Below are 20,053 nucleotides of genomic sequence, written 5' to 3'. Positions count from 1 at the left end.
CCCAGCGACCCCACCCGCACCCGGTAGTCCGCCCCCGGCGCCCGGGACGCCCCCGCGAACACCTCCAGCGGCCCCGTCACATCCAGGCTCTGCACCCCGTCGAAGACGACGATCACGACCTCGTGTCCCATGCCCCCACCCCACCACCCGCCCCCCATGGCCACAAGGTCGCACACCCCACGAAAAAGGACACCCCGCGGGTGTGTCCCCCACCACGAGAAGAAAGACACGAACAGATAACGAGAACTCTCACGCGCCCCCGACGATCACAGCCCCATGACACCCCACCACCACGAACGGACACCCGTGAGGCTCACCGACCGCGACCGGCTGCACCGCAGCCCCGCCACCACCGCACCCAGCGCCCGCCCCCTCGTCGAGTTCCACGACGTGTCCCACACCCCCCTGCTCTCCCACCTGGACCTCACCGTCCACCCCGGCGAACACGTCGCCCTCATCGGCCTGCCCGCCGACCACACCACCACCCTCACCGACCTGCTCACCGGCCGCACCACACCCACCCACGGACACATCACCACCCACACCACCCCCCACATCCACACCGCCCTGCCCCACACCACCCTCGCCCACACCATCACCGGCCGCACCCACCCCGACCCCGACGACCCCCACCTGCACACCGCCCTGGCCCACGCCGGCCTGCCCACCACACCCACCACACCCCTGGCCGACCTCCCCACCCACCTCACCCCCCGCATCCACACCGCCCGCACCCACTACGCCGACCTCACCGACGCCCACCTGCTCGTCCTCACCCACCCCGCACCCGGCGAACACCTCACCCCCACCCCCACCACCGGCCTGCTCCAACTCACCGACCGCCCCACCCACACCCACACCGCCGACCGCATCCTCCTCCTCCACCGCGGCCGCGTCACCGAAACCGGCAACCACCACCAACTCCTCGTCCGCGGCGGCGCCTACGCCCGCCTCTACGCCCTGCGCGGCACCCACCGCACCCACCACCCCTAGACTGGGAACCGTGCCGCCCATCGCCAAGGAACTCACCGTGGGGCAGGTCTCCCAACGCTCCGGCGTGGCCGTCTCCGCCCTGCACTTCTACGAACGCCAGGGACTCATCCACAGCCGCCGCACCGCCGGCAACCAACGCCGCTACCGCCGCGACACCCTGCGCCGCGTCTCCTTCATCCGCGTCTCCCAGCGCGTCGGCATCCCCCTGGCCCGCATCCGCCAGGCCCTGGACCGGCTGCCCGACAACCGCACCCCCACCCGCGCCGACTGGGCCCTGGTCTCCGAACAGTGGCGCGACGAACTCGACGCCCGCATCGCCCAGCTCGTCCGCCTGCGCGACGACCTCACCGGATGCATCGGCTGCGGCTGCCTGTCCCTGGACTCCTGCGTCCTGGTCAACCCCGACGACGCCCTGGCCGCCGACGGCTCCGGGCCGCGCCGCCTGCTCATCGCCGACGACCCCGAGGACCCCGACGACCACGAGGGGACCCGGGCCCAGACCGCCTGAGGGAACACAAAAAGGGCACCCCGGGCCGGGGTGCCCCTTCACCGGTGTCCGCTAGCGCAGCGCGGCGGCCTCGTCACGGCCGCGCCGGGCCAGCTCGTCGGCCCGCTCGTTGCCCTCGTCGCCGCTGTGCCCGCGCACCCAGCGCCACTCCACGTCGTGGCCCGCGGCGACCTCGTCCAGCCGCTGCCACAGGTCCACGTTCTTGACCGGCTTCTTGTCGGCGGTGCGCCACCCGCGCCGCTTCCACCCCGCCACCCACGACGTGATCCCGTTGCGCACATACGACGAATCGGTGTACACCACCACCGGCACCGGCTTGGTCAGGCTCTCCAGCGCCCGGATGGCCGCCATCAGCTCCATCCGGTTGTTGGTGGTCTGCTCCTCACCGCCGTAGATCTCCTTCTCGTGCGCCCCATAACGCAGCCACACCCCCCACCCCCCCGGGCCGGGGTTCCCACTGCACGCCCCGTCGGTGTACACGATCACTTTCTGTTCCCCGTCGCTCATGCCGGGCAATCTACCGCCCCACCCGATAACAAAAAGGCCACACACCCTCGAAAAAGAGCCAATTCCAGGGCCGAAACGCCCACTGGCACCCTGATACGCACACGATCGGCCCCTGAAAGCCCGCCAAAGGCACCCCCGGACACCCCCGCACCCACTCCACCCGCGACACCGAGATCACCCGCCTGCTGCACGACCGCCGCACCCCCGAAGGCAACGCATTCCACACCGGCGGACCCCCGCACACACAAAAAGGGGGCGGGGGACCCACACAGGTCCCCCACCCCCACCAGAACCCCACGGGCTAGCCGGCGAACTCCCGCTCCAGCTCGGCCGCCCGCTCCTCACGACGCGCGAACACATCGTTGGCCATCTCGTTCATCTTCTTCAACACCCGCTTGCGCTCCCGCGCCGACAACCGGTCGATGTACAACCGCCCCAACGTGTGATCCGTCTCATGCTGCAGACACCGGGCGAAATACCCGCTCCCACTCAGCACCACCGGCTCACCGTCCCGGTCCACACCCCGCACCGTCGCACGCTCCACACGCCCCAACTCCGCATGCGGACCCGGCACCGACAAACACCCCTCGTTCTCCACCACCAGGGCATCCTCAGGACCACGCTCGTCCAACACCGGATTCACCACATGCCCCACATGACGCACACCCTCATCGTCAGGGCAGTCATACACGAACACCCGCAGGTCCACACCCACCTGGTTCGCCGCCAACCCCACACCCTCGGCCGCGTACATCGTCACGAACATGTCATCGATCAACCGGCGCAACTCAGCACCACCCAGCATCTCGACCGGCACATCCCGATTACGACGGTGCAGCACATCCTCACCCGTCACCGTGATCCGCCGCACCGAACCCCGCGCCGCCTCCGGCGCCAACTCCGGGAAGTCGGCCACATCACGGCCCTGAACAACGGCCGCCACCTGCGACTCATCCGGCATAGGGGTCCCACTCTCACAACGCGATCACCGGCGGCGCACACCGCCGCACCACCCCGCAAAATAGCACGGAACACCAGGTAGACGACCACGCACCGTCAACGGAACCACGCATTGCCCTGCAACAGACACCGCGCCAGATAATCACGCAACGACACCACCACCAACCGGCGCCGATCCGTCTCATGATCCCACACCACCACACCCGGCCCATAGTCCGTATGCACATACGCGAACTGCGGACCCATGTCCGAATCCCCGAAGAAGATCATCTCGTCGAACGGCGCGTACAACTCCACATAATCCGGCTCACCCCGCATCGCCAGATTGTCCTCCACCAACCGCTGAGCACTCCACACCACCGCATCCCCGTACTCGTTGACCACACCGTCGGTCTCCCGCAGCAACGACGCCAACTCGAACGGCAACGGCAACATCAAACGCTTCTCGACCTCGGCCAACGCCGCCTCATCGGCCGGATCACGAAGATCGGCCTCCGGATACAACTCCAGAATCAGTTCACGCCACACACCCCCGATCATCACAGGTCATGCCAACCCACGGGAAATCGTCGACGGCGAGTTGCGCCAAAAACCCACACCCACCCGGCCCACAACCCACCCACACCCCACCCAACCACCCCGCACCCGACACCCCCGCACACCCACCACCAGGGGAGCCACCACCACCGACCACCACCCACCCGACACGACACAATGGAACCCACCACACCCACACGGAAGAGGACCGGCACCCACCATGGCCACCGCACACCACCACCGCGCAGGCCCCCTCACCACCCTCGCCTACCTCTTCCTCCTCCTCTCCCAGAACACCGCCGCCCTCCTACTCCTCCCCCTCGTCATCGCCTCCGCCCTCCTCTCCCTCATCTGGATCGGCCTCCCCTTCATCATCCTCACCGGCCACCTCCTCAGAACCCTCGCCGACAGCCAACGCCGCACCCTCACTCACCTCGACCACCACCGCCCCGTCCACTCCGGCTACCGCCCCATCCCCCCAACAGGCATCAACCGCCGCGCCAGCGTCATCATCACCGACCCCGCCACCTGGAAAGACCTCCTCTGGCTCATCACCGGAACCGTCAACATCCTCCTCATCGCCCTCCCCCTCAGCCTCATCGGCCACGGCACCTACCAACTCCTCCACGCCCTCAACCTCACCGGCGACCCCGCCATCTACGGCACCTACACCCCCACCGACACCACCGAACGCCTCCTCTTCCTCATCCCCGCCACCCTCCTCATCACCCTCGGCGCCACCCTCGCCACCCCCGCCCTACGCCTCTACACCGCCTTCAACCGCCTCCTCCTCCAACCCTCCGAAAAAGCCCGCCTCACCGCCCGCGTCGCCCACCTCGCCACCAGCCGCGCCAACACCATCGACACCCAGGCCTCCGAAATCCGCCGCATCGAACGCGACCTCCACGACGGCGCCCAAGCCCGCCTCGTCGCCCTCGGCATGAACCTCGGCATGGCCGAACAAATCGTCGAACACGACCCCACCACCGCCCGCGCCATGCTCGCCGAAGCCCGCGAGACCACCCGCACCGCACTCATCGAACTCCGCGACCTCGTCCGCGGCATCCACCCACCCGTCCTCGTCGAACGCGGACTCCACGGCGCCGTCCACGCCCTCGCCCTCACCCACCCCCTCCCCATCACCGTCACCGTCACCCTCCCCGGCCGCCCCGCCGACCCCGTCGAATCCGCCGCCTACTTCGCCATCGCCGAACTCCTCACCAACACCGCCAAACACGCCGACGCCACCCACGCCTGGGTCCACATCAACCACGGCAACGACCGCCTCGTCATCACCGTCACCGACAACGGCCACGGCGGCGCCGACGCCACCCCCGGCAGCGGACTCGCCGGCATCCACCGACGCGTCGACGCCTTCGATGGCACGATGAACATCACCAGCCCCACCGGCGGACCCACCATCGTCACCCTGGAGATCCCATGCGCGTTGTCATCGCCGAAGACCTCGCCCTCCTCCGAGAAGGACTGATCAAACTCCTCCAAGCCCACGACTTCACCGTCGTCGCCGCCGTCGACAACGGCCCTGACCTCCACAAAGCCCTCACCGACCACCGCCCCGACGTCGCCGTCGTCGACGTCCGCCTACCCCCCACCTTCACCGACGAAGGCCTCCAAGCCGCCATCTCCGCCCGCGCCCAGATCCCCGGCCTGCCCATCCTCGTCCTGTCCCAGCACGTCGAACAGCTCTACGCCCGCGAACTCCTCTCCGACGACACCGGCGGCGTCGGCTACCTCCTCAAAGACCGCGTCTTCGACATCGGCCAATTCATCGAAGCCGTCCGCCGCGTCGCCGCCGGCGGCACCGCCATGGACCCCGCCGTCATCTCCCAACTCCTCGCCCGCCAGGACAGCCAAGGACCCCTCGGCCAACTCACCCCCCGCGAACGCGAAGTCCTCTCCGAAATGGCCGAAGGCCGCTCCAACTCCGCCATCGCCGGACGCCTCTACATCACCGAAAAAGCCGTCAGCAAACACATCAACAACATCTTCACCAAACTCGACCTACCCCCCTCCTCCGACGACAGCCGCCGCGTCCTCGCCGTCCTCGCCTACCTCAACGGCCAATAGACACAACACCAAGGGCCCCGGGACTTCACGCCCCGGGGCCCCGCCCATGTACCGCTACTGCTCCCGGCGCACCCGGTACAACCCGTCGATCTCCTCCGAGAACGCCCGCAACACCGCCTCACGCCGCAACCCGCCCGACGGATGCACCAACCCCGACTGCACCGTGAACTCCTCCGCCAGCACATGGAACGACCGCACCGCCAAATGCCGCGGCACACTCCGATTCGCCTCGTACACCAACCCCTGCACCTCCCGCAGAAGATCCCGATCCCCCGCGATCTCCTCCGGCGCCATCGACAACGGCCGACCGTTCACCAAACGCCAGTACTCCAACTGATCCCGCACCAACGTGATCAACGCACTCGCAAAAGGCCGACCCTCCACGATCACCAACACCTGGCTGATCAACGGATGCGACCGCAACCGCGCCTCGAACCCCGCCACCAGCTCCGCATCCGACACCGCCTGCGGCTGCTCCGCCTCCACCACCGGGAACGCCAACGTCGCATCCGGCTCCGGCACCGGACGCTCCACCACCGACCCCTCCAACACCGGCTCCGCAGCGACCTCCTCCACCGGGGCCACCGGAGCCGCCTCCACCGCCGGACGCACCACCCCCGCCGAGAACCGCCCCGGCACCGGCTCCACCGCCGCCTGCTCCCGCAACCGGCCACTCACCGACACGAACCCGTCACCGTCCACCGACCCGGCGAACCCCGTCGCCAACCACCCCTCACGGAACGCCGACCGCGTCCCGACCTCATCACCCCAATAACCCGCGAACACCGCACCACCGCGCACATGGGCCTCACCCTCACGCGACACCCACACCTCACGCCCCTCCAACGCACGACCCACCGAACCCGGCACCCGCGCCCCCACCGCGTTCGCCGCGAACGCCCCCGCCGTCTCCGCCGTACCGAACACCTGCACCACCGGCACCCCCACACCCCCGTAGAAGGAGTCCAACCGGTCCGACAACCCCCCGCCCCAGCACACCACCAGATGCGTACGGTCCCCCAACGTCTCCCGCACCTTCGCGAACTGCCAGTCGTACATCGACCGCGACAGACGCTGCCACGCACCCTTCTTCGGCGAACGGTCGAACTGCACCGCCGCGTCCACCGCCGAATTGAACGTCCCCAGCGAATCCCACCCCGTCGAACGGGCACTACCCCGCTCCCCCTCGAAGACCTCCTCCAACACCCCCCGACCGCACACCAGCACCGACGGCCGGAACCGCTGCGCCCGCTCCAGGAACCGGCCACCGCCCCCCAACCCCAACCGCACCCGGCCCACCACACACGCCACCAACGTCGCCAGACCCTGGATCTGCGACAACGCCGCATCCGACAGCGCCGTCGCCTTACCCGGCCCCAGCTCCGCCACCCGCGGACCCACCCGGTCCACCAGATCCGCCGCCGCACCCAACAGCGCCCCGTGCGACAACGCCACCCCGCGCATCCACCGCGACGCCGTACTCACCGGATACAGCACCACCGCCACATCCTCGGGCACCGTCGCATCCCGCCGGAACCGCACCGACGACGCGTCCATGTACGCACCCAGCGACACGATCTCCGCCAACCCCGGCTCACACCGCCACACCCGGCCCAGATCCTGCGTCTCCCGCTGCAACGCCCCCAACACCCGCAGCGGACCCTCACCCTCCACCACGGCAGCCGCAGGACGCGTCTGACGCACCACATGCACCACACGCTCAGGAGCCGCCGACACCGGCAACGGCACCAGCACCGCCCGCACCGACCACACCGCGAACGCCAACCGCACCCAGTCCAGGTGATCGGCGCACATCACCAGCACCCGGTCGCCCTCACCCACACCGGCGGCCACCAGCCCCTTGGCCACCCCCGTCACATCCGTGGCGAACGCCCCCGCGCTCACCGGCGCCCACCGGTCGCCCCGACGCCCCTCCTCCGGCACCGAGAACAGCTCCGCGTGCGCGTCATCGGTCGCCATCTCGTAGACCAGGTCGCTCAACCCGGACACACGCCGGGCCCATCCACCGGGGCCGACACTCGCCTCGCCCATGACCACAGACCACTCATCCTCAAACAGCGTCGAAAAGCACGAACCCCACCGGCCCGCACATGACAGACATCCCGCGAAAAGGGGGGAAATAGTTCCCCTACAATGCCCAACCTCCCCCACCCACGGCAACATGGAGAGACCCACAAAACACCAAGGCCCCACAACCCCTGACATGGGGTCATGGGGCCTCTAGGGCGTGTTCGGTGGATGCTTCCGTTCGGTTCGGCGCTTGCGCCGAGTGATGGGAGCGGCCGCGAGGCAATCTCTCGCAAGACGACCAGCGAGAGTCAGCCCGGTGTTGGCTGACCGAGCGCAGGCGGCGCCGCGAGAGGCAGCCTGGCAGCCGCGAGTCGGAATGATCCGCCGAACACGCCCGAGCCCTGACCGGATCACACCCGCGCACGCACCGTCCACACGAACGACACACCCGACAACACCGCGGCACCCACCATCACCGCCGCCATACTCACCAACGACGCCTCACCCGACGGAGTCAACCCCGCCAACGCCGCCACACCACCACCCAGCGCGAACTGCAACGCACCCATCAACGCCGACGCCGTCCCCGCCACCGCCGCCGGCTGACCATCCAACGCCGTCACCGTCGCATTGGGCATGATGAACCCCGTACTGAACATCATCAACGCCAACAACCCCACGACCAGCCACAACGACCCCACACCCACCAGAGCCGCCACCAGCAGACCCGACACCGCCGACAGACCCACCACCAGGCCCAGACCCAAACGCCGCAACGTCTCCATCCGACCCACCAGGAACCCGTTCACCTGCGTCCCCGCCAACATCCCCAACGAGTTCACCGCGAACAGCCACGCATACGTCTGCGCCGACACCCCCAACTCCTGCTGCGCCACAAAAGAGAACGCCGACACGTACGTGAACAACATCCCGAAACTCAGACCCAGCGTCAGCACCGGACCCAGGAACCGCGCCTGACGCACCAGCCCCGCCACCGTCACACCCAGCACCCGCGGACCCCGCGCACGCCGCTCCGCCACCGGCAACGACTCCGGCAACCACACCAGCACCAGCACGAAACTCAGCGCCGACATCGCCGCCAGCACCCAGAAACTCAACTGCCACGGACCCACCAGCAACAACTGCGCACCCGCCAACGGCGCCAACAGCGGAGCCAGCATCATCACCAGCGCCAACCGCGAGAAGAACCGCACCGCGTCATCGCCCTTGAACAGGTCGCGCACCACCGCCCGCGAGATCACCGCACCCGCGGCACCCGCCACACCCTGCACGAAACGCAGCACCACGAACAACGTCACATCCGGCACGAACACACACAGCACCGACGTCACCGTGAACACCGCACCGCCCACCAGCAGCGGCACCCGACGCCCCCAGGCGTCACTCATCGGCCCGATCACCAGCTGACCGACCGCCAACCCCAACATGATCGAGGTCAGCGTCAACTGGATCTGCGCCTCCGAAGCCCGCAGATCCTCGGCGATCTGCGGGAACGCCGGCAGATACATATCGGTCGCCAACGGCCCCACCGCCGCCAGCACACCCAGCACCAGGACCAGCAACACCACCGACCGGCGCGCACGCACCACCGGCGGTCCACCCGGGTCCGCCACCGGCCGGGACGCCGTGTCAGGGGAGTTCGGGGACTGCACAGGCCACTCCAAAGGATCTCGACGGGATCGAGGAAGAAGGTTCACAAGAACGAGAAGGGGGCCCCGGCACGTGGGAGCGCGACCAGGGCGGCCACTCCATCCCAACACCGGGACCCTCGGAAAATCTCCTTCAATAACCCCGAAACACCTGTGACATCCCTTACTGCACGGACAGCTACCTGTCCTACCCGAGAGTGCTCCCGCGTTTGCACCGAAGGTGAATCGAATCCACCCCCTGCCCGCCCGTAGGGACGGACGACCCCGGATTGTCACAAGCGGATGTGATGATGCCGAACATGCGGCTCCGGTACTCCTTCCGCGTGTACCCCGACACTGACCAGCGCGCCGCGTTGGCCCGGGCGTTCGGGTGCGCCCGCGTGGTCTACAACGACGCCCTGCGGGCGAGGGAGACCGCACGCGCCCACGGCGAGGCCTTCCCCACGGCCGGGGTGCTGTCCAAGACGCTGATCACCGACGCGAAGAAGACCGAGGAACGGTCTTGGTTGGGCGAGGTGTCGGCGGTGGTGCTCCAGCAGTCGCTGCGCGACCTGGACACCGCCTACCGGAATTTCTTCGACGGTCTCAAAGGCAAACGTCCGAAGATGGGTCCGCCCCGGTTCAAGTCCCGCAAGGACCGGACCCAAGCGGTGCGGTTCACCGCCAACGCCCGCTGGAAGATCACCGACCAGGGCAAGTTGTCCCTGCCCAAGATCGGCGAACTGAAGGTGAAGTGGTCCAGGGCACTGCCCTCGGCCCCGTCCACCGTGACCGTCATCATGGACGCCGCAGGGCGGTACTTCGCGTCGTTCGTGGTCGAGGTCGATGACAAGCCACACCCGGAGACCACCGGGGACGTGGGCATCGATCTGGGGCTGGGGCACTTCGCGGTGCTCTCCGACGGCACCAAGATCACCAACCCCCGATTCCTGCGCCAGGCTGAACGCAATCTGAAAAAGACCCAGCGGGCCCTATCCCGCAAACAGAAGGGATCGCACAACCGCGAAAAGGCCCGCCACCGGGTCGCCCGCGCGCACGCGCGGGTGGCCGACTGCCGCCGCGAGTTCCACCACCAGCTGTCCACCCGGATCATCCGCGACAACCAAGCGGTGTACGTGGAGGACCTGTGCGTGGCCGGACTCGGACGCACCCGCCTGGCCAAGAGCGTGCACGACGCCGGATGGTCGGCGTTCGTGCACATGCTCCAGTACAAAGCCACCCGGTACAGGCGCACCTTCATCAAGGTCGACCGATTCCTGGCCTCCTCCCAGACCTGCCATGTGTGCCGGGCGGTGGACGGACCCAAACCCCTCAACGTACGCACCTGGACCTGCGCCGGGTGCGGCAATACCCATGACCGGGACGTCAATGCATCCCGAATCGTGCTCGCCGCTGGACAGAAACTCGCCCGAGAGCGGGAAGCGGAGAACTGAAACGCCTGCGGAGGCAGGGTAAGACCACCACCCTCGGGTGGGGCACCGGCCCGCGGAACAGGAACCAGCGGACGCCGCGAGGCGCGCCGCGCCCACAACCGCGAGGCCGTGGGAATCCCCGGGGCCCGCCCCGGGGAGGACGTCACCTTACGAGCCGGTCCAGCAACCGCTCCACCTCGGCCGCCGGATCCTCCGTCAACCCCCCGTGGATCGGCCCCGGCTGCACGATCGTGCTCCGCGGCGCCGTCAACCACCGGAACCGCTGACCGGGCCGCTCACGGCCCGCCGCACCGGCCACCGCGCCCCCCCGGCACAGCGCCTCCACCGCGGCCAGCGCACGCCGCACCCCGGCCACGTCCACCCCCGGGTCCAACGCCAGCAGCCGGGCCTCGTCCACCTCCGCACGGGCCGCCAGGAACGCCCGCTCCTGGCAGTACACGATCACCCCGGCGTTCACGCACTCGCCGCGCTCCACCCGCGGGATCACCCGCAGCAGCGCGTACTCGAACACCGCCCGGTCCCGCTCCTCGCCGACCCGGCCCGTCGTCACCGCATCGCTGTACCTGCGCACGCTCACCGACCCACCTCCGGCAGCCACGACCGGTCCTCCACCCGCGCGGCCAGGTGGCGCACGTACGCCTCCCGCACCGCCTCCGGGGAGTCGAACCCCGGCTCGCCCTCCAGCCACACGTCGGGCACCAGCCCCACCACGTCCCGCAGCAGCTCCCCGGTCACCAGCGGGGCCAGCGCCTCGTCCGCGGCCGCCAGGTCCGGTGAGGCCGGCAGCAGGACGTGGTCGGAGGCGTCGTAGGCGCGGGCGACGAAACGGTCCGCGTTGGCCCAGGAGTGGTGGAAGATCAGCGTCGCACCGTGGTCGATCAGGTACGGCTCCCCGTGCCACACCACCATGTTCGGGTTGCGCCAGGACCGGTCCACGTTGCCGGTCAGCGCGTCGAACCACAGCACCCGCCCGGCGAACCCCGCGTCCACCTCGAAGGCGAGCGGGTCGAACCCCAGGGAGCCCGGCAGGAAGTCCATCCCCAGGTTGAGGCCGCCGCTGGCCTTGAGCAGCTCCTGCACCTCCTGGTCGGGCTCCCCGCGCGCGATGACCGCGTCGAAGTCCACCAGCGCCAGCTCCGGAACGGGCAGCCCCAGCGCACGCCCCAGTTCACCGGAGATGATCTCGGCGACGAGGGTCTTGCGCCCCTGGCCCGCACCGATGAACTTCACGACGTACATGCCGAGGTCGTCGGCCTCGACGAGTCCGGGCAGCGAACCGCCCTCGCGCAGCGGTAGGACGTACCGCGTGCCTGTCACTTCTTTCAGCGCCTTCACCACGCCGACCAGCCTAGGACCTCCCCGGCCCCCGCCTTCACCGCCGACCGCCTCCACCGGTCCCGCTACGGCCCTTTGGCGGCCCTCCCGGCGCCGGCCCTCGGACCGCGACACGCCGATACCCCTCTGACCTGGGGCTATGGGAGGGGTGTGCGGCGTAGCCGCACTCCTCTTGTTCTTGTTGTGGCGTTTTACAGAAAACGTGAGCCACCTTCACGATGTAGATTCATACAGGGTTCAGTAGCGCGTCGGCACCCGCGTAGACCCCCAGGACGATCCCCGCCATCACCGCGGCGCTCGCCACCGCCACCAGCACCGGCCCCGCTCCCCGAAGGCGCCGCACGCACGCCCACCCCAGCAGCGCCAGCCCGGCCCCCACCGACAGCGACCAGTACACGGGCGAGGTGGTCTCCAGCAGCCTCAGCAGCCCGTTGGCGCCCTCCCCCACCAGCACCCCGGACATGAGCCCGGCACCGACCGGCGCCCACCACGTCCGATGGCGCACGGCGTCGGCGCCCCACCCCAGCAGCGGACCGATCGTCACCGCCGCCGTCCCCCAGAACAGGGTGTAGAAAATCGCGACCCCATAGCCGCGGAGCATCGACGCCAGGTCATAGCCCGCCACCATGGCCGCCAGCGCCAGGGCACCGATCACCACGCTCACCCACCGGCGCGGCCCCAGCAGCGCCAGCAGGAACGCCGCAAGGCTCCACGAGCCGCCGGAGTTGGCCATCGAGCTCAACGCATCGGGCAGCCACCCCTGCGCGAACGAGGTCGTGAACCCGACCAGCAGGCCGCCAGCCAGGGCGAGCCCCAGGGCCTGGAACGGGGTGAGCGGTGCCCGCGCGGCGGGCGGGGCGGCGGGGGCCGCGGCGGTGTCGTCCATGCCCACCCTCACGCCGCCGGCCGCCCCGCCGGTTCACCCGGCGACCGGACTCACAGCCCAGGGGCCACGGCAACGGTCACAGGTTGTCCTGCGGGTCCTCGCTCCACCCCTCCTCGCCCTCCCCCGGCGTGGGGATCACCGGCGTCGACGGGCCGCCCTCCCCGTCCTCCTCCGGACTGGGATCGCCCTCCTCACCGGTCTCCCCCGAGGGCCCCTCCCCGGGCACCGGCTGGCCCGGGGCGGGCATCTCCGGCGGCGGGAACTGCAACAGGAACCAGTACAGCGCCACCACCAGCGCCAGGATCAGCAGCAGGACCGCGCCCAGCCCGCCGATCAGCCACCAGTTGCCGCGCCCCTCCTCCACCGCGCTGTCGCGCCGGCCCGCCCAGGGCGCCCACGGCACCGCGGGCCCCGACCGGGCCCCCGCCCAGTGCGGCATCACCACCGGCCCCCGGGCGGCGATCCGCCCGGGCCGGCCCGCCTGCTCCAGGAACCGGGCCGCACCCCCGGCCCCGCCGGCCACCGCCACCCACAGCACCGAACGGCCCTGGGTGCGCGCCGACAGCACACCGGGCTCGGCCCGCACCGCCTCGGCGAACCGCTCCCGGGCCTGCGGATCGGCCACCGCGCCCGGGTTCAGCACGGCCACCTCCACCTCAGAGCCCTCGCGGTCGCGCCCGAGGTAGACCACGCCCAGCGCGGACTCCCCCGCCCGGCCCTGGAGCCGGTAGGCGCCCAGCTGGCGCGGATCGCCCGCGTTCAGTCCCATCAGGGGAGCCGTCACGCCCCCACCCCCTCACTTCCCACCGTCCCCCGCGTCCGCTTGCGTCCCCTTCGGCGCGTTGTGCACCGGAACGACGCGCCCGGAGCGGGTAGTCTCGCCCACAGGTGAGTGATCCACAACCTATCCGGCGCCCCGGCGGGGCGCGGGGCCTGGAAGGCGGAACATGGCACAGACCTCACCCGGCAACGGCGCCTCCCCCTCGGGGTCCGAGGGCGCCCCGGGCGAGCCCACCCGGTTGCTGCGCGCGGCGCTGCACGAGGTGTCCACGGTCATCGTGGGCCAGGAACGGATGGTGGAGCGCTCCCTCATCGCCCTGGTCGCCAAGGGCCACTGCCTCATCGAGGGGGTGCCCGGCATCGCCAAGACCCTGGCGGTGTCCACCCTGGCCAAGGTGACCGGCGGCTCCTTCACCCGCATCCAGTTCACCCCCGACCTGGTGCCCTCCGACATCGTCGGCACCCGCATCTACCACCCCTCCACCGAGAAGTTCGACGTGGAGCTGGGCCCGGTGTTCGCCAACTTCGTCCTGGCCGACGAGATCAACCGGGCCCCCGCCAAGGTGCAGTCGGCCCTGCTGGAGGTCATGGCCGAACGGCAGGTCTCCCTGGGCGGGACCACCTACCCCCTCCCCTCCCCGTTCATCGTCATCGCCACACAGAACCCGGTCGAGTCCGAGGGCGTGTACCCGCTGCCCGAGGCCCAGCGCGACCGGTTCCTGATGAAGGTCGACGTGAGCCACCCCCGGGCGCACGAGGAGATGGAGATCCTGCGCCGGATGTCCACCGAGCCGCCCACCGCCCACCAGGTCCTGGACCCCCTCACCCTGGGCGAGCTGCAGGCCGACGCCGAGAAGGTGCACGTCCACCAGCTCATCGCCGACTACGTGGTGCGCCTGGTGATGGCCACCCGCGAACCCGAGGCCCACCAGATGCCGGACCTGCGCGGGGTCCTGGAGGTCGGCGCCAGCCCGCGCGCCACCCTGGGCCTGGTCGCGGCCGCCCGCGCCCTGGCGCTGCTGCGCGGACGCGACTACGTGCTCCCCGACGACGTGCGGGTGCTGGCCCGGGACGTCATCGCGCACCGGCTGGTGCTCAGCTTCGACGCCCTGGCCGACGGGGTCACCGCGATCCAGGTGGTGGACCGCATCCTGGCGACGGTGCCCGCCCCCCGGGTGATCTGGGACGAGCCGCCCAGCGGGGAGACCGCCTCCTTCGCCGCGCGCGGGTGAGGCCCGGTGACCTCCCTGGGCAACGACCCGCGGCTGCGCTCGGCGCTGCGCCGCCTGGACCTGCGCATCGTGCACCGGCTGGAGGGCCTGCTGCACGGTGAGCACCTGGGCCTGCGCCTGGGCCCGGGCTCGGAGGCCGCCGAGGCCCGCCTGTACCAGCCGGGCGAGGACGACGTGCGGCGCATGGACTGGGCGGTGACCGCCCGCACCGACACCCCGCACGTGCGGGACCTGGTCGCCGACCGCGAACTGGAGAGCTGGACCCTGCTGGACCTGTCGGCGAGCATGGACTTCGGCACCGACCGGCACGTCAAGCGCGAGGTGGCGGTGGGCGCGATGGTCGCCGTCACCCTGCTGACCCAGCGGGTGGCCGACCGGTTCGGGGCGCACTTCCTGCACCGGGGGGTGATCCGGCGCTGGCCGGCCCGCTCGGGCAACGAGGCGCTGCTGTCGCTGCTGGCGACGGTGGCGGCCGCCCCCACCGGGGACGCCCCCGCGGGCGGCGAGGGGCGGGGGCTGGCCGAGGCGGTCGACGACCTGGTGCGGTCCCGGCGCCGGCGCGGTCTGCGGGTGGTGATCTCCGACTTCCTGGACACCCCGGCGTTCGGCGGCGAGGTGCCCTGGGAGCGGCCGATGTCGCGGCTGTCCTCCCGCCACCAGGTGCTGGTCGTGGAGGTGATCGACCCCCGGGAGCTGGACCTGCCCGAGGTGGGCGACGTGACGCTGCGCGACCCGGTGAGCGGCCGGGTGCGCGATGTGCGGCTCAACCGCCCGGTGCGCGAGCGCTACCGTGAGGCGGCGCGGGCCCAGCGCGAGGAGGTGCGGCGGGCCCTGCGCCGCTGCGGGGTGCACCACCTGGTGCTGCGGACCGACCGTGATTGGGTACTGGACATTGCACGGTTCGTGATCCACCAGAGGCGGACCGCGCACCGGCTGTCCCGGCGCACGCCGGGGGTGCCGCGATGAGGGCGGGCCGGGCCTGGATACGGGGGAGTGGGCGATGACCTTCCTGGAACCCGAGCGGTTGTGGTGGCTGCTGCTGCTCGTCCCGCTGGTGGGGGCGTACATCTTCGCGCAGACGCAGCGGCGCGAGTACACGGTGCGGTTCACCAACCTGTCCCTGCTGGACCAGGTGGCGCCGCATCGGCCCGACGTGCGCAGGCACGTGCCCGCGGCGCTGTTCACCCTCGCCCTGGGGGTGCTGGTGGCCTCGATGGCGCTCCCGGCGATGCCGGTGGAGCAGCCGCGCGAGCGGGCGACGATCATCGTGGCGGTGGACGTGTCGCTGTCGATGGCGGCCACCGACATCGAGCCGGACCGGCTGCGGGCGGCCAAGGAGTCGGCGCAGGGGTTCGTGGAGACGCTGCCGGACCGGTTCAACGTGGGGCTGGTGGCGTTCTCGGCGCAGGCGACGGTGGTGTCCTCCCCCACCCAGGACCACCAGGCGGTGATCGGGTCGATCGAGAACCTGCAGCTGGGGCCGGGCACGGCGATCGGTGAGGGGGTGTTCGCCTCGCTGGAGGCGATCCGCGGGTTCGACGAGGACTCGCAGGAGGACCCGCCGCCGTCGGCGATCGTGCTGCTCTCGGACGGGGAGAACACCAGCGGCCGGGAGATCGGCCAGGCCTCGGCGGCGGCCCGCGACGAGGGCGTGCCGGTGTCGACGATCGCGTTCGGCACGGGGGCGGCGATGATCGACATCGACGGCTACCAGGTCCCGGCCGACATCGACAAGGAGGCGTTGCAGGAGCTGGCGCAGGTCACCGAGGGGCACTTCTACGAGGCGGAGAGCGGCCACGAGCTGGACGACGTCTACGAGGACATCGGCTCGTCGCTGGGGACCGAGACGGTGCACGAGGAGATCGTCACACGGTTCGTGCTGGTGGCGATCCTGCTGGCGCTGGCCACCTCGATCACGTCCCTGTTGTGGTTCCAGCGCCTGCCCTAGGCTGTTCCGCAAGCCCGTGACGTGCGGTGACGGCAGGTCATGTGACTCTGGTCACATCCCTTTAGGTGGGGTTTACCCCTTTTCCGTCATCTGCACGGGTTAGCGTTGGCATGTTTTGACATGCCCACCCAGTTGAGGACCGATGCCGAACATACCCGCTGCCCCGACCGCCATCTGCTTCGATCTGGACGACACCCTGATCGACGACGTCGCCGCCTCCTCCGCCGGACTGCGCGCGATCATGGAGCGGATCGGCCACCCGGACTTCGGCGCCGCCCGCGCCCTGTGGGACGTGCAGACCGAGATCTCCTTCGGCGCCTACCTGCGCGGCGACATGTCCCTGGAGGAGCAGCGCCGCGAACGCGTGCGCGCCCTGGCCGTCCAGGCCGGCCACTCCGGCATCGCCGACCAGCACTGCGACGAGCTCTACCGCCTCTACCTCGACGTGCACCGCTCCGCCTGGCAGGTCTTCCCCGACACCGCCCCCGCCCTGAACGCCCTGGCCTCCGCCGGATACCGCCTGGCCGTCCTCACCAACGGCATCGAGGCCCTCCAGCACGCCAAACTCCAGGCCCTGGAACTGACCCCCTACTTCCACACCGTGGTCTGCGCCGACAGCGCCGGAGCCGGCAAGCCCGACCCGCGCATCTTCCACCTCGCCGCCCAGCGCCTGGGGGTGGCCCCCTCCGCCTGCTGGCACGTCGGCGACCAGATCCAGGCCGACGGCGTGGGCGCGGTCGCCGCGCGCATGCACCCGGTCATGATCGACCGCCACCACGGCCGCCGCTTCGACGGCGTCACCACCGTCCACAACCTGGACGAGCTGCTGCGCCTGGTCGGCCTGCCCTCGGCCACCGCGGGAACGCTGTGATCCCCGCCCTGCCCCGCCGGGTCACCGCACACCTGCTCACCCGCGCGCCGGGCGGCCCCCGCCTGCTGGGCGCCCGCGTCCTGTTCGGCCAGGACCCCGCCGCCGTCGCCCGCGACCTGGGCGGCCTCGCCGAGGACACCCCGCTCACCGCCCTGGACGTCATCACCGAGGTCGCCTCCACCCCCGGCCGCTCCCCCTCACCCCTGCACGTGGACCGGGTGGTCTTCGCCACCCCCGACGCGGTCGGCGACTGGCCCGCCGTGCTGCCCCCGCAGGGCCTGGAGCCGGGCCTGGCCGAACTCCTGCCCGAGGAGCCCGCCCCGCCCGGCGACCGGCCCCGGCTGCGCCGCATGGCCTCCTACGGGATCGTCACCGACCCGGCCGGACGCATCATGCTCAGCCTCATCGCCGACGGCTTCCCCGGCGCGGGCACCTGGCACCTGCCCGGCGGCGGAGTCGACCCGGGCGAGGACGTCCGCTCGGCCCTGCGCCGCGAGGTCCACGAGGAGACCGGACAGGACGGCGTCGTGGGCCGCCTCATCACCGTCTCCAGCCACCACCGCGTCCCGCCCACCGGCCACGAGGTGTACGCCGTGTGGGTGTTCTCCCACGTCCACGTCGCCCACCCCGCCCCCGCCCGGGTCCTGGAACAGAGCGGCTCCACCGCCGACTGCGCCTGGTACACCCCCGAACAGCTCGGGGACCTGCGCCTGTCCACCACGACCCGCCGCGGCCTGGAGTTCCTGGTCGGCCGCTGACGCCCACGGCGACCCGCCCGACCGGCTCAGCCGGCGGCGCGGGCGCCCCACCGGTCGCGCACCCACCACAGGGCCGCCCCCAGGGCCAGCACCCCGGCGCCGGCCGCCACCGCGTTCAACGGCAGGCTGCACGCCAGCACCACACAGCCCACCAGGCCGCCCAGCGGCACCGGCAGCGGCGGACGCGGCTCGTCGGGACCCAGCCGCAGCGCCGAGGCGTTGGTGATGGCGTAGTACACCAGCACCCCGAACGCGGAGAAGGAGATCGCCCCCGCCAGGTCGGTGAACAGCACCAGGCCCACCACGACCGCGGCGATCGACGCCTCGGCGTACACCGGCACCCCGTGGCGTCCACTCCTCATCGCCAGGACGCGGGGCAGGTGCCCGTCGGCCGCCATCGCCGCCGCCGTCCGGGTCACCCCCATCAACAGGGTGATCAACGCCCCCAGGCACGCCACCGCCGCACCCGCGGCCACCACCGGCACCGCCCACTCCAGCCCGGCCACCCGCACCACGTCCACCAGCGGCGCCGAAGAGTTGATGAGCCGGTCCCGGCCCAGCACGATCAGCGTCCCGGTCCCCACCACCAGGTAGATCGCCAGCACCCCGCCCAACGACAGGGTCACCGCCCGCGGGATCGTGGTCGCCGGATCGCGCACCTCCCCGCCCAGGGTCGCCACCCGGGCGTACCCCGCGAACGCGAAGAAGATCATCCCCGCCGCGCCCAGCACACCGAACGACCCGGGCCAGGGCCCCAGCCCGTCGATCTGCGCCACCGCGGCCAGCCGACCGCTCATCAGCATGGCCACCACCACACCGGCCAGCACCGCCAGCACCACCGCCAGCAGCACCTTGACCACCAGCGTGGAGCGCCGCACCCCCCGGTAGCCCACGGCCGCCATCAGCACCACCGCACCGGCCGCCACCGGCCGCTCCCACCCCGGCAGCACATAGGCGGCGAACGTGAGCGCCATGGCCGCGCACGAGGCGAGCTTGCCCACCACGAACGACCACCCCGCCAGGTACCCCCACAGCTCGCCCAGGCGCTCGCGCCCGTACACGTAGGCGCCGCCCGACTCGGGGTGGCGGGCCGCCAGCCGCGCCGAGGACATCGCGTTGCAGTAGGCGACCAGCCCCGCGATGAGGACCGCCACGGGCAGCCACGCCCCGGCCCCCTCCGCCGCGGGGGCGAACACCGAGAACACCCCGGCTCCCAGCATCGCGCCCGCGCCGATGGCGACCGCGTCGACGGTGCCGAGCACCCGTGCGGGTCCGGCCTGCGGTGAAGAGGTGGTCAACAGGGCGTCTCCTTGCCTGATGGACGTCGGTGGCGGGCTTTCCGGCCCGGGGCCTCCTTCCGGTGGACGTTTCGAGTGTGCCCGATCCCGGTGACCGCCGGGTGCGTTCCCCCGGTGGTGAGGGTGGCCACTTCCGGTCCTCCATGTGTCGGAGACCACCGGTGCGGGCACGGCCGGACCCCCGGCCCTGTAAGGGCCGGGGGTCCGTGTTCGTGATC

At 71.0% G+C, this 20,053-nt stretch carries 20 protein-coding genes; 10 read left to right on the top strand and 10 right to left on the bottom strand.

Translation table 11 applies throughout. The features are described from left to right. Positions 1–276 precede the first annotated feature (276 nt). Both ACJOT3_RS18795 and soxR read left to right on the top strand, forming a co-directional pair. Complete coding sequence (locus ACJOT3_RS18795; RefSeq protein ID WP_406974149.1) at positions 277–993, top strand: ABC transporter ATP-binding protein; 717 nt, start codon at positions 277–279, stop codon at positions 991–993. A 10-nt stretch (positions 994–1,003) separates the two neighbouring features. Continuing rightward, positions 1,004–1,501, top strand: a complete 498-nt coding sequence (gene soxR / locus ACJOT3_RS18790) for a redox-sensitive transcriptional activator SoxR (protein ID WP_406974148.1) — start codon at positions 1,004–1,006, stop codon at positions 1,499–1,501. Positions 1,502–1,552: 51 nt separating this feature from the next. Here soxR and rnhA read toward each other — a convergent pair whose 3' ends face one another. The 3 genes from rnhA to ACJOT3_RS18775 all read right to left on the bottom strand — a co-directional run bounded on the left by rnhA (position 1,553) and on the right by ACJOT3_RS18775 (position 3,508). After that, the gene (gene rnhA / locus ACJOT3_RS18785) at positions 1,553–2,008 is read right to left on the bottom strand and encodes a ribonuclease HI (RefSeq protein WP_406974147.1); all 456 of its coding nucleotides are present in this window, start codon (positions 2,006–2,008) and stop codon (positions 1,553–1,555) included. Positions 2,009–2,309: 301 nt separating this feature from the next. Continuing rightward, the gene (gene def, locus ACJOT3_RS18780) at positions 2,310–2,969 is read right to left on the bottom strand and encodes a peptide deformylase (RefSeq protein ID WP_406974146.1); all 660 of its coding nucleotides are present in this window, start codon (positions 2,967–2,969) and stop codon (positions 2,310–2,312) included. 95 nt (positions 2,970–3,064) lie between these two features. Further along, a complete protein-coding gene (locus tag ACJOT3_RS18775) occupies positions 3,065–3,508 on the bottom strand; it encodes an SMI1/KNR4 family protein (protein WP_406974145.1) in 444 nt (147 codons plus the stop codon). 217 nt (positions 3,509–3,725) lie between these two features. Between ACJOT3_RS18775 and ACJOT3_RS18770 the strand changes: the two genes are divergently transcribed. Both ACJOT3_RS18770 and ACJOT3_RS18765 read left to right on the top strand, forming a co-directional pair. Then, positions 3,726–4,994 (top strand): sensor histidine kinase, encoded by a 1,269-nt coding sequence (locus ACJOT3_RS18770; RefSeq protein ID WP_406974144.1) that lies wholly within the window; start codon positions 3,726–3,728, stop codon positions 4,992–4,994. Continuing rightward, positions 4,946–5,593, top strand: a complete 648-nt coding sequence (locus ACJOT3_RS18765; RefSeq protein WP_406974143.1) for a LuxR C-terminal-related transcriptional regulator — start codon at positions 4,946–4,948, stop codon at positions 5,591–5,593. Before ACJOT3_RS18770 ends, ACJOT3_RS18765 begins: the two co-directional genes overlap by 49 nt. Positions 5,594–5,647: 54 nt before the next feature. On the opposite strand, the gene ACJOT3_RS18760 is transcribed toward ACJOT3_RS18765, so the two are convergent. Next, on the bottom strand, positions 5,648–7,645 hold the full coding sequence (locus tag ACJOT3_RS18760; protein ID WP_406974153.1) for an AMP-binding protein: 1,998 nt from the start codon (positions 7,643–7,645) through the stop codon (positions 5,648–5,650). Between the two features lie 389 nt (positions 7,646–8,034). Further along, positions 8,035–9,258, bottom strand: a complete 1,224-nt coding sequence (locus ACJOT3_RS18755) for a multidrug effflux MFS transporter (RefSeq protein WP_406974152.1) — start codon at positions 9,256–9,258, stop codon at positions 8,035–8,037. 335 nt (positions 9,259–9,593) lie between these two features. Between ACJOT3_RS18755 and ACJOT3_RS18750 the strand changes: the two genes are divergently transcribed. Beyond that, entirely contained in the window at positions 9,594–10,727 is a 1,134-nt protein-coding gene (locus ACJOT3_RS18750) for an RNA-guided endonuclease InsQ/TnpB family protein (protein WP_406974142.1), read from the top strand. Positions 10,728–10,869: 142 nt separating this feature from the next. Here ACJOT3_RS18750 and ACJOT3_RS18745 read toward each other — a convergent pair whose 3' ends face one another. From ACJOT3_RS18745 to ACJOT3_RS18730, 4 genes are all read right to left on the bottom strand, one after another. Next, positions 10,870–11,304: a DUF3037 domain-containing protein gene (locus ACJOT3_RS18745; protein WP_406974141.1), complete on the bottom strand. Its 435-nt coding sequence runs from the start codon at positions 11,302–11,304 to the stop codon at positions 10,870–10,872. Then, positions 11,301–12,044, bottom strand: coding sequence for a HipA family kinase (locus ACJOT3_RS18740; protein ID WP_431652377.1), 744 nt, complete (start codon positions 12,042–12,044; stop codon positions 11,301–11,303). The genes ACJOT3_RS18745 and ACJOT3_RS18740 overlap by 4 nt, the downstream gene beginning before the upstream one ends. A gap of 244 nt (positions 12,045–12,288) precedes the next feature. Continuing rightward, on the bottom strand, positions 12,289–12,948 hold the full coding sequence (locus tag ACJOT3_RS18735; RefSeq protein ID WP_406974140.1) for a DUF6518 family protein: 660 nt from the start codon (positions 12,946–12,948) through the stop codon (positions 12,289–12,291). Positions 12,949–13,024: 76 nt separating this feature from the next. Further along, the gene (locus ACJOT3_RS18730) at positions 13,025–13,732 is read right to left on the bottom strand and encodes a hypothetical protein (RefSeq protein WP_406974139.1); all 708 of its coding nucleotides are present in this window, start codon (positions 13,730–13,732) and stop codon (positions 13,025–13,027) included. 163 nt (positions 13,733–13,895) lie between these two features. Here ACJOT3_RS18730 and ACJOT3_RS18725 point away from each other — a divergent pair, with 163 nt between their 5' ends. From ACJOT3_RS18725 to ACJOT3_RS18705, 5 genes are all read left to right on the top strand, one after another. Beyond that, positions 13,896–14,960 (top strand): AAA family ATPase, encoded by a 1,065-nt coding sequence (locus tag ACJOT3_RS18725; protein ID WP_406974138.1) that lies wholly within the window; start codon positions 13,896–13,898, stop codon positions 14,958–14,960. A 6-nt stretch (positions 14,961–14,966) separates the two neighbouring features. Further along, positions 14,967–15,926 carry a DUF58 domain-containing protein gene (locus ACJOT3_RS18720; protein WP_406974137.1) on the top strand — a complete coding sequence of 320 codons (960 nt, stop codon included), beginning with the start codon at positions 14,967–14,969 and terminating at the stop codon, positions 15,924–15,926. Between the two features lie 34 nt (positions 15,927–15,960). Continuing rightward, positions 15,961–16,908, top strand: coding sequence for a VWA domain-containing protein (locus tag ACJOT3_RS18715; RefSeq protein WP_406974136.1), 948 nt, complete (start codon positions 15,961–15,963; stop codon positions 16,906–16,908). A gap of 142 nt (positions 16,909–17,050) precedes the next feature. Then, positions 17,051–17,779 carry an HAD family hydrolase gene (locus ACJOT3_RS18710; protein WP_406974135.1) on the top strand — a complete coding sequence of 243 codons (729 nt, stop codon included), beginning with the start codon at positions 17,051–17,053 and terminating at the stop codon, positions 17,777–17,779. Beyond that, positions 17,776–18,537, top strand: a complete 762-nt coding sequence (locus ACJOT3_RS18705; RefSeq protein ID WP_406974134.1) for an NUDIX hydrolase — start codon at positions 17,776–17,778, stop codon at positions 18,535–18,537. The genes ACJOT3_RS18710 and ACJOT3_RS18705 overlap by 4 nt, the downstream gene beginning before the upstream one ends. A 26-nt stretch (positions 18,538–18,563) precedes the next feature. On the opposite strand, the gene ACJOT3_RS18700 is transcribed toward ACJOT3_RS18705, so the two are convergent. Next, positions 18,564–19,838 carry an APC family permease gene (locus ACJOT3_RS18700; RefSeq protein WP_406974150.1) on the bottom strand — a complete coding sequence of 425 codons (1,275 nt, stop codon included), beginning with the start codon at positions 19,836–19,838 and terminating at the stop codon, positions 18,564–18,566. Between the last annotated feature and the right edge of the window lie 215 nt (positions 19,839–20,053).

Origin of the sequence: Nocardiopsis protaetiae (assembly GCF_045446735.1) — a bacterium.
GTDB lineage: Bacteria > Actinomycetota > Actinomycetes > Streptosporangiales > Streptosporangiaceae > Nocardiopsis > Nocardiopsis protaetiae.
The sequence above is the reverse complement of the archived record's forward strand: the minus strand, read 5'-3'. Positions and strand labels throughout refer to the sequence as shown.

What these genes read in the sequence shown, in the direction of transcription:
- ACJOT3_RS18710 (WP_406974135.1), top strand. Translation starts at nt 17,051, where the DNA reads ATGCCGAACATACCCGCTGCCCCGACCGCCATCTGCTTCGATCTGGAC.
- ACJOT3_RS18725 (WP_406974138.1), top strand. Translation starts at nt 13,896, where the DNA reads ATGGCACAGACCTCACCCGGCAACGGCGCCTCCCCCTCGGGGTCCGAG.
- ACJOT3_RS18760 (WP_406974153.1), bottom strand. Translation starts at nt 7,645, where the DNA reads ATGGGCGAGGCGAGTGTCGGCCCCGGTGGATGGGCCCGGCGTGTGTCC.
- ACJOT3_RS18795 (WP_406974149.1), top strand. Translation starts at nt 277, where the DNA reads ATGACACCCCACCACCACGAACGGACACCCGTGAGGCTCACCGACCGC.
- def (WP_406974146.1), bottom strand. Translation starts at nt 2,969, where the DNA reads ATGCCGGATGAGTCGCAGGTGGCGGCCGTTGTTCAGGGCCGTGATGTG.
- ACJOT3_RS18775 (WP_406974145.1), bottom strand. Translation starts at nt 3,508, where the DNA reads ATGATCGGGGGTGTGTGGCGTGAACTGATTCTGGAGTTGTATCCGGAG.
- ACJOT3_RS18715 (WP_406974136.1), top strand. Translation starts at nt 15,961, where the DNA reads ATGACCTTCCTGGAACCCGAGCGGTTGTGGTGGCTGCTGCTGCTCGTC.
- rnhA (WP_406974147.1), bottom strand. Translation starts at nt 2,008, where the DNA reads ATGAGCGACGGGGAACAGAAAGTGATCGTGTACACCGACGGGGCGTGC.
- ACJOT3_RS18770 (WP_406974144.1), top strand. Translation starts at nt 3,726, where the DNA reads ATGGCCACCGCACACCACCACCGCGCAGGCCCCCTCACCACCCTCGCC.
- ACJOT3_RS18750 (WP_406974142.1), top strand. Translation starts at nt 9,594, where the DNA reads ATGCGGCTCCGGTACTCCTTCCGCGTGTACCCCGACACTGACCAGCGC.
- ACJOT3_RS18735 (WP_406974140.1), bottom strand. Translation starts at nt 12,948, where the DNA reads ATGGACGACACCGCCGCGGCCCCCGCCGCCCCGCCCGCCGCGCGGGCA.
- ACJOT3_RS18765 (WP_406974143.1), top strand. Translation starts at nt 4,946, where the DNA reads ATGCGCGTTGTCATCGCCGAAGACCTCGCCCTCCTCCGAGAAGGACTG.